Below are 13720 nucleotides of genomic sequence, written 5' to 3' on the forward strand. Positions count from 1 at the left end.
GGTGACGCTACTTCTGCAGAGCGAGCGACTCGAGCAGCTCAGGGGCACGCCGGTCGAGGCGTGCGGCTCCCCAGCGAATGCCCAACGTGAAGAACGCCGGACCGAGCATGAGACCTACGGCGAGCGCGAGCCAGCTGAAGAGCACGGTGCCCGTGGCCGCGGCGACGATCAGCAGGATGAGCTCGGGCGCCACGAGCACGGCGAGGATGCCCCAGGTGGCGAACGACGACACGAAGGTCGTGAAGCCCGAGCCTGGCGGCGTCTTGAACGGGCTATCGCCCGGCGCCGGAACCGGAACCACCACGGTGGCCGAGGACACGCTCGAGAGCCCGAGCCCGCTCAACAGGATGCCGATCGAGAGCCCGAGGATGCCCGGCAGCAAGGTCCACGAGCCGGACAGCCACACCGACACGACCGAGAAGATCACCACCACAGGTCCCGCAAAGACCAGTACGGCCAGGGCTCGCCCGGTGCGATCGGCAAGGCCGGTGACACCGAGCGACATGTGGGTGGCGAATGCTGTGTTGTCGTAGGAGAGATCGGTGTAGATGGCGAGGGCCAGGAAGAGCGCCGCGATCGGAGCCATCGCGTTGAAGAAGGCGAGCGAGTCGTTGGTGGAGCTGTAGAACCACAGGAGCGCGGGCATCAGCGGCACGAGGATGAGCTGCTTGGAATACCGCGGGTCGCGAATCCAGTAGGTGAGCGACCGCGCCAGCACCGCGCCGGTGGGCGTCTCGGGTACGAACGCGAAGAGGCCGATATTGCCCTTGTTCGTCTTTCGCGACGTGGATCGGGCCGGCGTGACGAGCACGACGGCCAGAGCGCGCCGCCAGACGAACGCCATCACCACGAGCGTCGCGATTCCGATCAGAAACTTCAGCCCGGCGATGCCGTAGTGGCCGAGCGCGAGCTCCGAGGGAACGGCCCACAGTGCGCCGAGCGGTGTCCAGGACAGCGCCGCGGCCGCACTCGGCAGTGCGTCCTGCGCGTCCTGGATGCCGCTGAAGGCACCGGCGAGGATGGGCCCGGCGAGGAACAACGGGATGAGGATGAGCGTTCCGCCCACTTCACGAAACCGGCGCCCGGACGTGAGCGTGGAGCTGAGAGACGTCACCATGCGGGATCCCACCACACAGGTGAGTGCGGCGAGCGCCGCACAGACGAGTGCCACCGCGGCGATGAGCGGATGCCTCCACCAGGTTCCGGCCGTGGCGAGCGCCGCGAGCACCGTGACAATGCCGGGAATGCCGAGCACTCCGGCGATGGCGAGGCCGACCAGCAGCTGGCCGAGCGGGATCGGAAAGTTCACCAGCCGGGCGGTGTCGAGGGTCTGGTCGATGCCGGAGACCACGAGAGGGAGTACGAGCCAGCCGAGGATCGTGGCGGACCCGGCCAGCACGACGACAGTGCGGGCGAGATCGACCGGCGCGTTGCTGAGAGCGAAGAGGCCGAAGGTCACGCCGGCGAGCAGGCCCAGCCCGTAGAGGGCGCCGAAAATGACGGCCACGAGTTGCCACGGACTGCGGCGCAGGGTGTTGCGCAGCAGAAGCAGCCGCAGGGTTACGAGATGTTTAACCACGTCGGCCCCTCTGCACGGTGGCGGCCGCCCACGAGTTCCACGAAGCGGTCCTCGAGGGTGGACCCGTTGCGCACCTCGTCGATGGTGCCGGCGGCCACGACACGGCCGGCGGCGATCACGGCGACGTGGTCACACATCCGCTGCACGAGGTCCATGGCGTGGCTCGACACGATCACGGTGCCGCCCGACCGCACGTAGCCCTGCAGAATGTCGCGGATGTTCGCGGCAGACACCGGGTCGACCGATTCGAATGGCTCGTCGAGCACGAGAAGCCGCGGGGCGTGCACGAGTGCGCAGGCCAGCGCGATCTTCTTGGTCATGCCGGCCGAATAGTCCACGACGAGGGCGCCCGCGGCGTCTTGCAGGTCGAGCAGGCGCAGCAGGTCGGCCACGCGCTCGGCCACGGTTTCGCGGGTCATGCCCGAGAGCAAACCGGAATACGTGACGAGCTGTTCGCCGGAGAGCCTGTCGAAGAGCCGTACGCCGTCGGCGAGGATTCCCACGAGTCGCTTGGCCTCGAGAGGGTTCTTCCACACGTCGACGCCCTGGATCCAGATCTGGCCCACGTCGGGGCGCAGCAGCCCGGTCGCCATCGAGAGGGTCGTGGTCTTTCCGGCGCCGTTCGGACCCACGAGGCCGTAAAACGAGCCAACGGGAACGTCGAGGTTGATGCCATTCACGGCCACGGTCTCGCCGAAGCGCTTGCCGAGCCCGCGGATGGAGAGCGCCGCCGTGGCGTCCGCTGGCGGGGGCGAGGGGGCCGGCAGGGCTGCGTCGCCCCGCTCGGCGACCGGCTCGGTTTCGGTGAACTCCGGCATGGGCTGGGCCTCTTCCTGATCACATTCGTCGTACTGCGAGCCTGCCGTGTTCCCCCCGACATTCTGAACTCCTTCTCAGGCTAGGAGCGTGGGTCAGTAACACCAAAGTTTAAAACGCCGGTCGATTTCCCGGGCTTGGGGTGTTGGTCTGGGAAAATTGCGTATGAGCGATTCTGATGGCCTCTTCCCCGCGACGGAACTTGAGCACGTTGACGTGGTCGTGGATGACGGTGTTGAGGCGGGGGCCGGTGTGAACAAACGGTTCCGGGCATTTGAGCCGGCGGCGGTGATGTTGGTGCCGCCGTCGTTGGATGAGTGGTTGCCGCAGAATCACCTGTCTCGGTTCATCGCGGATATCGTTGAAACTCAGCTGGATCTGAAGAAGTTCTACGCCTCTTACGCGAAGTCGAAGGGGCAGCCGCCCTATGACCCACGGTTGATGGTCCGGGTGCTCCTTTACGGGTATTGTGTCGGAGTTCGCTCGTCACGGGAGTTGGAGCGGGTGTGCGTGGACGTGGTCGCGTTTCGCTGGTTGGCGGCGCAGCAGGCACCTGATTTTCGTTCCATCGCCCGGTTCCGAAAACGCCACCTCTCCAGTCTGGGGAACGTGTTCTTGCAGGCGTTGGAACTGTGCCGTGCGGCCGGAATGGTCTCGCTCGGGCAGGTCGCGTTGGACGGCACGAAAGTGCGCGCGAATGCCTCTCGGCGCAAGGCGATGAGTTACGCCCGCCTGACGGAGAAGCAGAAAGTCCTCGCCGACGAAGTCTCTGCGCTGCTGGCGGAGGCGGACGCGATCGATGACGCGGAGGACGCTCGTTTCGGAAAGGACAAACGCGGTGATGAGTTGCCGCCGGAGCTTGCCCGGCGGGAGTCACGCTTGGTGAAACTGGCCGAAGCGCGCGCTGGCTTGGAGGCAGCTGCAGCGGCGCGGGCGCGGAAAGACGCGGAGAAGAAGGCCAGGGACAAGGGCGACGATGACGATACTGTGGCGCAGAAGGGTGACGACGCGGCGAAGAACGCCGTTGTTGCTCCGAAGGCTCAACGCAACTTCACCGACCCGGATTCACGGATCATGAAGACCGCCGACGGATCGTTCCACTACGCCTACAACGCACAGGCCATCGTTGATGCCGACCATCAGATCATCGTCGCGACGACGCTGACGAATATTGGCGTGGATGTTGAACAGGTCGTGCCGCTGGTCGAGAAACTCCACGCCACGACCGGCGTCCTGCCCCGGCAGGTCCTGGCGGATGCCGGGTATTGTTCCGCAACAAATCTGGACTACGCGAAGACTGTTGAAGATGGCAGCGACGGCCGGACCGAGTTTTTCATCGCGACCGGCCGGGTCAAGCACGGCGAGCGTGTTCCTGAAGTTCCTCGGGGCCGGATCCCGGCCAATGCGACGCTGCGGGAACGCATGGCGCGGAAGCTCAAGACGAAGAAAGGCCGCGCCGTTTATGCGCGGCGCAAAGCGATCGTGGAGCCCGTGTTCGGTCAGATCCACACTCGGCAAGGCAAATTCGTGTTGCTGCGCGGGTTGGAGCAAGCCGCCCACGAATGGGACCTGATCGCGGCTTGCCACAACCTGATGAAGCTACACACCATGCAAACTAAAGCGCTGCTGGCCGCGCCAAGCGCCCTAACAGCCCGAACGGCCACCTAAACATCAAGGCGGGACTGCCCCGGCGGGCGGCAACGGCCCCGGCCTGCGCCGTCAACGCAGCACTGGCCCTATTTTCAGTCGGCACACGAACAACGCCAACCCGAACGACTCAACCACCGGACAAGAAACCCCCGACCGCACAGACGGTCCTGAACGGCAATTCCTCACACCAAGGTCGAATAGGCGTTACTGACACACGCTCCTAGGGGAAGCGGATACCGCCGCGCGTCGGCCGCCGGGATGTTTCGGCAGCCGACCACGTCAGACCTGGGTACCACCGCGGTTTTTCTCCTCGGCAGGTTTCCCGACTAAACTCGCTGTCCTGAGGTGGGGGCTGGCACATGGGCGGACTGGGGCGCGTGATGCGCGGGGCGACCCTGGCCGCGTTCGTGGCCTCGACTCTGGTGTCGGGCGTGTCAGCAGGAGCAGAGGAGTACCCCTCCTGGGCCGAGGTCGACGCCGCCCGATCGAGCGAGGCGGCCACGGCTGCCGAGGTCGCGCGTATCGAATCCGCCCTCGACGGGTTGCAGGCTCGCGCGGCCGAACTCGGTGACGAGGCCGTCACGCAGACCGCCTTGCACGCTGACACGCAGACCCGGCATACGGAGGCGAGCGCCCAACAGACGCTGCTGACCGCCCAAGCGGATGCGGCATCCGCTCTCTCCGAGGCCAGCGGCGCGCGCCTCGGGACGCTCGGCGCCCAGCTGTACCGCTCCGGCGGCAGTGGCCTCTCCCTCGGCGTTCTCTTCGACGGCGAGCACGCCGACGACCTGCTGTTTCGGCTCGGCACCATGACGCGGCTCACCGACCAGGCTGGCCGGCTCACCGAACAGGCAGACGCCGAGCGGAACGCGGCAGAGGCCCTGACCGCCCAGGCCGAGGTGGCCACCCGTGAACGCGACCTGCTACAGGTCGAGGCCGCTGCCGCGCTGGCCGCCACGCGCACGGCGCAACGTGCGGCGGATGACGAGGTGGCCGTGAAGCGGGCCGCGAGCGCGACCCTCTACGCCCAGCTCGCTTCGTTGAAGAACTCGTCTGCTGAGGCGGAGCGGCAGTACCGCACCGGCGTTGCCGCGCACCAACAGTACGTGGAGCAGCAACGGCAGTCCGCCGCACTCGCCGCCGTCCAGGCAGCTGCGCCCACCGCGCAGCCTGGCGTTCCCAGCCCTCCCCCCAGCAGCGGCGTGGTCGACCGCGGCGGCGCCCAGCAGCTTGCCGCGGCCCAGGTGGCCGCACGAGGCTGGGGCGTGGGCGAGCTGAGCTGCCTCGTGTCGCTGTGGCAGCGCGAGTCGGGCTGGCGCGTGAACGCGCACAACGCGAGCAGCGGCGCCTACGGGATTCCGCAGTCCCTGCCCGGCAGCAAGATGGCGACCGCCGGCGACGACTGGCAGACCAACCCCGCTACCCAGATCAGCTGGGGCCTCGGGTACATCGCTTCCCGCTACGGCACCCCCTGCGGCGCCTGGGCTCACTCCGAGGCCAAGAACTGGTACTAGCTCGGCTCAGTCCGGGCCGCTCCTGCTGTACACCCACGGTGGGTCGCCGATTTCGAGGCGGTGCCGCCCGCCGGCGTGCTCGGCGAGGGCCTCGTCGTCGTAGGCCACATCGCCCGCCCAGAACAGGGTGGGCCCGCTCCCACTCGCCCCGAGCCGCGTCTCGTACCGCGCCCGCCCGCGCCGCGCAGCACTCGCTATGATCCCGGCGACCGAACCGAACCCGCACAGCCCGTGCAAGGTCACCCAGGTCGGCGCCACGAGCATGAGGGCAGCGGATGCGTGCCGCTCCAGCGCCGCCTCCGGCCGAAGCCACGCGTAGTCGATCACCTCGTCCTCGGCGAGCACGATGGCGCCCGCCGGCGCGGCCGTGAGGTAGAACCAGGTGCGCAGCCGCTTCGGGGCGCTCGCGGGCGGAATCCATAGTGCGGTGCACACGAGGGAGCCGGGCGAGACTTCAAGCCCGGTCTCCTCGCGCACCTCGCGCACGGCCGCGCGGCGAGCTGCGAGCTCTTCGGCCGCATCGGGGTGCGAGGCCGCGTCGGGCGAGGGCGCCGCGGCATCCGTCGGCACGCTGTCTTCGGGGTCGACGCCACCACCGGGAAACACCCACGCGCCGGCGAACGAGCCGCGGTGGCGGGGCCGTTCCAGCAGCAGTACCTCGGGGCCGCCAGCGCCGTCGCGCAGCAGAACGACGGTGGCGGCCACCCCGATGGGAGCAGGGACAGTGTCTGCCGTTCTCGTCATCGCGGTGACCTCGTATCTTTGGCGGTGTTCAGGTTTCACCACCCTAACGCGACGCTCATCGTTCGACGCCGAGGCATCCGTTTACACTCAGCTCGCCGCCCCGCGGCCGCTGACGACGTTGTTACGTGCCGGGCTTCTTCTTTTTTGCCAGGGCACGGGCTCTCGCCGCGGCAGCATCGGCTGCAGCGCTGAACCGTTCGTTCCGCATGCCGGAGCTTGCCGATCGTGCAACTTTGTTGCTCTGCTTGGGGTTTTGGGCCATGGTGCATTCTCCCATCAATTGCGGTGCCCCCGATCGGCCGACGCGTAAGCTGCGAACCATGCCTCACGACCTCGCCCGCACGAGCCCGCTCACCCGCACCCTGCTCGCGCCGAACGCGGGGCCGATGACGCTCGAGGGCACCAATAGCTACGTGATCGGTGCGTCCGAGGCGGGCCCGATCGTGGTGGTCGACCCGGGCCCGCTCGACGAGGGCCATCTCGCGGCACTCGCCGCGGTCGGCCCGATCGAACTCGTGCTTGTGACGCATCGGCACCCCGACCACTCGGCGGCCAGCGTGCGTTTCGCGAAACTGACCGGAGCCCCGGTGCGGGCGTTCGATGCGGCCTACTGCGTCAACGGCGACCCGCTCGTCGGCGGCGAGCTGATCGCTGCCGCGGGCACCGGCATTCGCGTCGTGCACACCCCCGGGCACACCGACGACTCGGTCTGCCTGCACCTGCCGGGCGACGGGCCCACCGGGTCGGTACTCACCGGCGACACTATTCTCGGCCGCGGAACGTCGATCATCGACGGCACCCTCGCCGACTACCTCACCTCGCTCGATGCCCTTCGCGCGCTCGGCCCCGCTACCGTGCTGCCCGCGCACGGCCCGGTACTACCCGACCTCGCGGCCATCTGCGCGGCCTACCTTGCGCACCGCCGCGAGCGCCTCGACCAGGTGCGCGCCGCCCTCGCTACGCTGGGTTCCGACGCGAGCGTCGGCCAGGTCACCGACTCCGTTTATGCCCAAGCGGATGCCGCCGTGCGGTTCGCCGCCGAGGCATCCGTTCGCGCGCAGCTCGCTTACCTCCGCGGCGAGGCCTGAGCGAACAATTCTCAGTCGGCCTGGCCCCATCGACTTCGCTCGCGGGATACTGGGGCCATGGCCGAGAACAAGACGCAACCGACTGATTCCCGCGTCGAGGATTTCCTCGACGCGGCGACGTCGGCGCGGCGCCGCGCCGACGGCAAGGTCCTCGACGCGATTTTTCGCGAGGTAACGGGTGTCAACCCCGTGATGTGGGGGACGTCGATTGTGGGCTACGGAACGTACCGCTACGTGTCGCCTGCCAACCCCCGCACGCACGGTGACTGGATGAAGACAGGGTTCTCACCCCGCAAGGCCCAATTGTCTATCTACGGCCTCAAAGACCTCCCCGAGGGTGCAGCGCTGCTTCCGCAGCTCGGCGTCTATACCGAGGGCGCGGGGTGCGTCCATGTGCGAAAGCTCGACGACATCGACCTCGATGTGCTGCGCCGGCTCATCGCCATTGCCGCGTCCCGGGGAGACGACCCCGCGGCCGCGCGGTAGCCCCAGCCTCGACCGACGCAATCTGGCCTTGCGCCCGAAACAAACCGAACGGTATGGTTCCTGTAGCGCTGCAATCCGGAGATCACGCCCGGCGGGTCGTTCCGATGCGCTACCGTATGGGGAAACCGGGGGACGGTTCACTCGCAGCGCTGCTTAGACATCGTGATCATCACTCAAAGGGGAACTTCATGCGCCACCGCTCACTGGTCACGGCCGTCGCCGTCGCCGCCTTTCTCTCGCTGACGCTCGCCGGGTGCGGCGCTGAGAAGCCGGCCGCCACGCTCGACCAGGCCGAGAGTCCGCTGTCCACGTACATGTCAGTGATGAACGAGGGGTACGACGAAGACTCCATGCTGGCGCAGCAGCAAGAGCAGGAAGAACTCATCGCGAGCTGCATGTCCCAGGAAGGCTTCGACTACGTGCCGGTCGACAGCTCCCAGTACAGCGGCATGATGAGCTCAGACGACGGTACGGAATACGGCACCGAGAAGTGGGTTGCCGAGAACGGCTACGGCATGAGCCAGTCGCCGGAGCAAATGGCGGCGCAGCAGGAGCAAAGCCAGGAATTCATCGATCCCAATCAGGACTACGTGATGTCCCTCTCCGAGGGGGAGCAAACCGCCTACTACGAGGTGCTCTCCGGTGTGCAACCCACCGAGGAGGAGATGGGCGAAGACGGATCCTACGAGTACAACTGGGAGACCGCGGGCTGCCAGGGTTTCGCGTCCCACGAGGTCAGCGGCGACCAGCCCTCACAGGAGGAGCACGCGGCGCTGTTCGAGGCCATGAGCGCCATGTACGAAACCGCGCAGTCCTCCCCCACGCTCGTGAAGCTCGACTCCGAGTGGGCCGCGTGCATGGCGGACGCCGGATATGCGACTTTCACCAAGAAGGCCGATGCCCAGGACTCGATCATGAATGAGCAGAACGCGATGTACGAAAGCCAGTCCGAAACCGGCCCCACCGACACGGTCCTCGCCGAGATGCGCGAGAAGGAACTCGCCCTGGCCATGGTCGACTTCACCTGTGCCGAGAAGGTCGACTACACCGATGCCTCGATGAAGGTGCAGTTCGATCTGGAAGAACAGTTCATCATCGACCACAAGGCCGAGCTCGACGCTCTCATCGCAGACACCGAGCAAGGCAAGTAGGTGTCACGCCGCCTCGGTCGACCGCACCCCGCCGCCGCGCCCGAGGCTGCCGACGCCGCAGCCGAGGTTGCACTCGACGACACGAGCGTAGACACCGGGCCGGCCGCGCGCTCGCGCAGCCAGGGCTGGCGCCGCCTGTTCGCCGGCAACCGGGCGATCTGGGTGATGGCCACGGTGGCCATCGTCGCCCTCGTGGCCGGTCTCGGGCTCGGTCAGCTGATCGTCTCCCCCGGGCAGGCCGCAGCGGATGCCGACGCTCCCGCGGCGGGGCTCATCACGGTTCCGGTCGAAAACCGGCAACTCGCCAACGATGTCACCATGCGAGGCGACGCGACGTACGCGGACTCGGTGGAGGTCAGCATCGAGACCGGCGAACTCGCGGGTGCGCCGATCGTCACCGGCCACGTTCCCGACGTCGCCGCCATCTTCGACACGACTTCGATCGCGCTCGAGGTCACGGGTCGCCCGGTGATCGTGCTTCCGGGTGATCTTCCGGTCTACCGCACGCTCCGGGTCGGCGTGTCCGGCCCCGACGTGCTGCAGTTCAAACAGGCCGTGAGCGCAGCCGGAATCGACCCAGGCGCCCTCGACTCCGATGTGTTCGATGCCCAGACGGCGAGCGCGGTCACGGCACTCTATGCCAAGGTCGGCTACCCGGCCCCCACCGGCGGCTCCGAGGTCACCAGCGCGGTGAGCAGCGCCGAAGCCGGAGTCACGAGCGCGCAGGCATCCGTCGACAGCGCCGCCGGCGCACTCTCCCTGGTGCAAAGCGCCGCGTCGAATGTTGACGTGGTCGAGCAGGGCAATCTCGTGCGCAGCGCCCAGCGCTCCCTGGCCCTCGCCCGGGCCGAGGGCACCCCGAACGAGATCGCGGATGCCGAGGAGGCCGTCACCCTGGCGGTCGCACGCCACGATCAGGCCCTGGCGCCACGCGACGCGAGCGCCGAACGCGCGGCCGTCACAGCGGCCAAGGTGGAGCTGACCCGCGCGGGCGACACCCTCAGCGACGCGCGCGATGGCGCGCTCGCCTACCTGCCGGCCGGCGAGGTGCTGTACCTGCCCGGCCTACCCCGCCGAGTTGACGAGATCAGCGTGAAACGCGGATCCAGCATCACCGGGCCGGTCATGCGGGTCTCGGGGGCGACCCTTGTTGTGTCTGGTTCGGCCACCGCGAGCGATGCCGCGCTGCTCGAGGTCGGCGCCCCTGCAATTCTCGCGATGCCCGACGGCGACCACGGTGCCACGATCACCTCGGTGCTCCCCGCCGAACCGGCCAGCGGCGAACCGGCGAGCGGGCGGTTCACCGTTCTGTTCGCCCCCGACGAACTGACCGACGAGCAGATTCAGGCGGTGCAGGGCAGCAACGTTCGGGTGCGCATCCCGGTCAGCTCGACCGAGGGCGAGGTGCTCGCCGTTCCGCTCGCGGCCCTGACTGCCGGGCCCGGCGGGGAATCTCGCGTTGAGCGTGACCCCGGCGACGGCTCCGACACTGTTTTGGTTGAGGTGACGACCGGCCTCGCCGCCGAAGGATTCGTCGAGATCGTCGCCGTCGACGGCTCGATCGGAGCTGGAGACCTCGTGGTGGTGGGTCGGTGAGCACGGCCCCGGTCGTCGAGCTGGTCAACGTCACGCGCTCCTTTCCCGGCCCGCCAGAGGTGCAGGCTCTCAAATCGGTCAACCTGCGCGTGGAACGCGGCGACTACCTGTCGATCGTCGGCCCCAGCGGATCGGGCAAGTCCACGATGCTCAACCTTCTCGGCCTGCTCGACCGGCCGAGCGTCGGCGAATACCACCTCGACGGCACCTCAACGAGCCTCCTCGACGAGAAGCAACGCGCCATCGTTCGCGGTGGCACCATCGGTTTCGTCTTTCAGTCTTTCCACCTGTTGCCGCATCGCACAGTGCTCGACAACGTGCTGCTCGCCACCCTGTACAGCGGCGTGCCACGCGCCGAGCGGGAGGATCGGGCCCGCGCCGCCCTCGACCGCGTAGGTCTCAACCACCGGCTCGATTTTCTTCCCAGCACGCTCTCCGGCGGTGAACGCCAGCGGGTCGCGGTCGCACGCGCCGTCGTGGCCTCGCCCGAGCTGCTCCTCGCCGACGAACCCACCGGAAACCTCGACGAAGCGACCGGCGGCGAGGTGATGGACCTGTTCGAGGAGTTGCACGCCGACGGTCTCACCCTCATCGTGATCACCCACGACCAGGCCGTGAGCGATCGGGCCGAACGCCGTGTGCGCATCACGGACGGTCGCCTGAGCGAGCTGTCATGACCTTCTTTCGCCAGCGGATGCTGCGCCGCCGTGCCGCCCGCGCCGCCGCGCCCGCCGCCGCCTCCGCCCCGCCCCTCGGCGACTCGGCCGCGACCCCTGTCGGGCCGCCGAGCATCGTGCCGGTGATTAGCCGCGCCGATCGCTTCTCGCTGCAAGACCTCCTGGTCGAGGCCAGCTACGGTGTCGGTGCGCGGCCCAGCCGACTCGTGATGACGACCCTCGGCACCGTGCTTGGCATCGCCTCCCTCGTGGTCACCATCGGCTTCGCGCAGACCGCCGCCGGGCAGATTTCCAACCAGTTCGACGCCGTCTCGGCGACCCAGATCCTGATCGAACCGGCTTCCACCCGCAACTCGAGCGGGGAAGAACAAGCGACCGGTCGCCTGCCGTGGGACGCCCCGGAGCGGGTCGACCGTCTCGCCGGGGTGAAACGCGCGGGGCTCGTGGCCGATGTCGATGTGGCCGGCCAGCCCGTGACATCCGTTCCGGTCAACGATCCCTCGGCCGCGCAGACCCTGAGCCCAGCCGTCATCGGCACCTCGCCGGGGCTGCTCGCCGCCGTGCGCGGGGAGATCGTCACCGGTCGCTACTTCGACGCCGGCCACGATGAGCGCGGCGACCGCGTTGCGGTGCTCGGCTCCCGGGCCGCCGACGCCCTCGGCGTCAACCGCGTCGACAGCCAGCCGTCGATCTTCATCGGCGACGTGCCCTACACCGTGATCGGCATCATCGACGGGGTGGAACGGCGCACCAACCTGCTGGATGCCGTCATCGTGCCGTTGAATACGGCTCGCGCCGACTTTGGACTGACCGCTCCGGCCGAGCTGCACGTGCAGATCGATGTCGGCGCCGGCACGCTCGTGGCACGGCAGGCCCCCATCGCACTCGACCCGAGCGCGCCCGAGAACTTCACGGTTCAGGCGCCCGCCGCCGCGTCCGCGCTACAGGACAATATTCAGGCCGACATCAACATCGTCTTTCTCACGCTCGGTATTCTCGCCCTGCTCGCCGGCGGCCTCGGCATCGCGAACGTCACCCTACTCTCCGTGATGGAACGGGTCGGCGAGATCGGCCTGCGCCGCGCGCTCGGCGCGACCAAGCGCGACATCGCCCGGCAGTTCATTGTGGAGTCGGCCGTGATCGGCTTGCTGGGTGGCCTGATCGGCTCGGCCCTCGGGGTATTCGCGGTCGTCGTCGTGTCTCTCCTGCAGGGGTGGACGCCCATTCTCGACCCCGTCGTCGCCATCGGCGCCGCTCTGCTCGGGACCGTCGTCGGCCTGGCCGCCGGCGCCTATCCCGCCGTGCGCGCGTCCAACATCGAGCCGATCACTGCCCTCCGCGGGGGAACCTGACGCGCTCCCTGCCCAACACGAGAAGGCCCCCGAAACATCGGGGGCCTTCTGCATTGCTGCGAGGGTTTAAAAGTCCCAGTCGTCGTCTTCGGTGACCACTGCCTTGCCGATCACGTACGAGGAGCCCGACCCGCTGAAGAAGTCGTGGTTCTCGTCGCCATTCGGTGAGAGCGCCGACAGGATCGCCGGGTTCACGTCGCAGACGTCCTTCGGGAAGATGGCCTCGTAACCGAGGTTCATCAGCGCCTTGTTGGCGTTGTAGTGCAGGAACATCTTCACGTCTTCGGTCAGGCCGACCTCGTCGTACAGGTCCTGCGTGTACTGCACCTCATTCTCGTACAGCTCGAAGACGAGGTTGAAGGCGTAGTCCTTGATCTCGTCGCGACGCTCCTGAGTGACCTTCTCCAGGCCCTTCTGAAACTTGTAACCGATGTAGTACCCGTGCACAGCTTCGTCACGAATGATCAACCGGATGAGGTCGGCCGTGTTGGTGAGGCGGGCCCGGCTGGAGAAATACATCGGCAGGTAGAAGCCCGAGTAAAACAGGAAAGACTCGAGCAGAACCGAGGCCACCTTGCGCTTCAGGGGGTCGTCGCCCTGGTAGTAATCCATCACGATCGAGGCCTTGCGCTGCAGGTTCTCGTTCTCGGTCGACCAGCGGAACGCCTCGTCGATGTCCTTGGTGTTGGACAGGGTGGAGAAGATCGACGAGTAGCTCTTGGCGTGCACGGACTCCATGAACGCGATGTTCGTGTACACGGCTTCCTCGTGCGGCGTGATCGCATCCGGAATCAGCGAGACGGCACCGACGGTGCCCTGGATCGTGTCGAGCAGGGTCAGTCCCGTGAACACGCGCAGGGTGAGCTGCTGTTCCACGGGGGTGAGCTGGTTCCACGACTGGATGTCGTTGCTCAGCGGGATCTTCTCGGGCAGCCAGAAGTTGTTCGTGAGGCGGTTCCACACCTCGACGTCTTTCTCGTCTTCGATCTTGTTCCAGTTGATCGCGTCAACGTGCGACACCAGTTTGACCTTGGGGCTACTCATGATTCGTCCTTCATCGATCCGCT

Annotated in this window: 12 protein-coding genes; 8 read left to right on the forward strand and 4 right to left on the reverse strand. The window is 67.4% G+C overall.

Annotated elements, in window-relative coordinates; all coding sequences use genetic code 11:
- Positions 1–7 precede the first annotated feature (7 nt).
- Positions 8–1579 (reverse strand): hypothetical protein, encoded by a 1572-nt coding sequence (locus BJ997_RS15830; RefSeq protein WP_035837667.1) that lies wholly within the window; start codon positions 1577–1579, stop codon positions 8–10.
- Positions 1561–2397: an ABC transporter ATP-binding protein gene (locus tag BJ997_RS15835; protein ID WP_084141349.1), complete on the reverse strand. Its 837-nt coding sequence runs from the start codon at positions 2395–2397 to the stop codon at positions 1561–1563. The genes BJ997_RS15830 and BJ997_RS15835 overlap by 19 nt, the downstream gene beginning before the upstream one ends.
- A 250-nt stretch (positions 2398–2647) precedes the next feature.
- Between BJ997_RS15835 and BJ997_RS15840 the strand changes: the two genes are divergently transcribed.
- Complete coding sequence (locus BJ997_RS15840; protein ID WP_152602377.1) at positions 2648–4063, forward strand: IS1182 family transposase; 1416 nt, start codon at positions 2648–2650, stop codon at positions 4061–4063.
- Positions 4064–4404: 341 nt separating this feature from the next.
- Positions 4405–5559, forward strand: a complete 1155-nt coding sequence (locus tag BJ997_RS21220) for a coiled-coil domain-containing protein (RefSeq protein ID WP_201771740.1) — start codon at positions 4405–4407, stop codon at positions 5557–5559.
- A 6-nt stretch (positions 5560–5565) separates the two neighbouring features.
- Here the strand turns inward: BJ997_RS21220 and BJ997_RS15850 are convergent, their stop codons facing one another.
- The gene (locus BJ997_RS15850; protein ID WP_035838188.1) at positions 5566–6303 is read right to left on the reverse strand and encodes an NUDIX hydrolase; all 738 of its coding nucleotides are present in this window, start codon (positions 6301–6303) and stop codon (positions 5566–5568) included.
- A gap of 320 nt (positions 6304–6623) precedes the next feature.
- Here BJ997_RS15850 and BJ997_RS15855 point away from each other — a divergent pair, with 320 nt between their 5' ends.
- The 6 genes from BJ997_RS15855 to BJ997_RS15880 all read left to right on the forward strand — a co-directional run bounded on the left by BJ997_RS15855 (position 6624) and on the right by BJ997_RS15880 (position 12653).
- Positions 6624–7391: an MBL fold metallo-hydrolase gene (locus tag BJ997_RS15855; RefSeq protein ID WP_035838194.1), complete on the forward strand. Its 768-nt coding sequence runs from the start codon at positions 6624–6626 to the stop codon at positions 7389–7391.
- Between the two features lie 57 nt (positions 7392–7448).
- On the forward strand, positions 7449–7877 hold the full coding sequence (locus tag BJ997_RS15860) for a DUF1801 domain-containing protein (protein WP_035838186.1): 429 nt from the start codon (positions 7449–7451) through the stop codon (positions 7875–7877).
- A 188-nt stretch (positions 7878–8065) separates the two neighbouring features.
- A complete protein-coding gene (locus BJ997_RS15865; RefSeq protein ID WP_035838184.1) occupies positions 8066–9028 on the forward strand; it encodes a hypothetical protein in 963 nt (320 codons plus the stop codon).
- The gene (locus BJ997_RS15870; protein WP_052542499.1) at positions 9029–10624 is read left to right on the forward strand and encodes an efflux RND transporter periplasmic adaptor subunit; all 1596 of its coding nucleotides are present in this window, start codon (positions 9029–9031) and stop codon (positions 10622–10624) included.
- Positions 10621–11301 (forward strand): ABC transporter ATP-binding protein, encoded by a 681-nt coding sequence (locus BJ997_RS15875; RefSeq protein ID WP_035838182.1) that lies wholly within the window; start codon positions 10621–10623, stop codon positions 11299–11301. The genes BJ997_RS15870 and BJ997_RS15875 overlap by 4 nt, the downstream gene beginning before the upstream one ends.
- Positions 11298–12653, forward strand: a complete 1356-nt coding sequence (locus BJ997_RS15880) for an ABC transporter permease (protein ID WP_236629075.1) — start codon at positions 11298–11300, stop codon at positions 12651–12653. The genes BJ997_RS15875 and BJ997_RS15880 overlap by 4 nt, the downstream gene beginning before the upstream one ends.
- A 66-nt stretch (positions 12654–12719) precedes the next feature.
- On the opposite strand, the gene nrdF is transcribed toward BJ997_RS15880, so the two are convergent.
- Positions 12720–13697, reverse strand: coding sequence for a class 1b ribonucleoside-diphosphate reductase subunit beta (nrdF, locus tag BJ997_RS15885; RefSeq protein WP_035838180.1), 978 nt, complete (start codon positions 13695–13697; stop codon positions 12720–12722).
- Between the last annotated feature and the right edge of the window lie 23 nt (positions 13698–13720).

It is taken from the genome of Cryobacterium roopkundense (assembly GCF_014200405.1).
In the GTDB taxonomy this organism is placed as follows: domain Bacteria; phylum Actinomycetota; class Actinomycetes; order Actinomycetales; family Microbacteriaceae; genus Cryobacterium; species Cryobacterium roopkundense.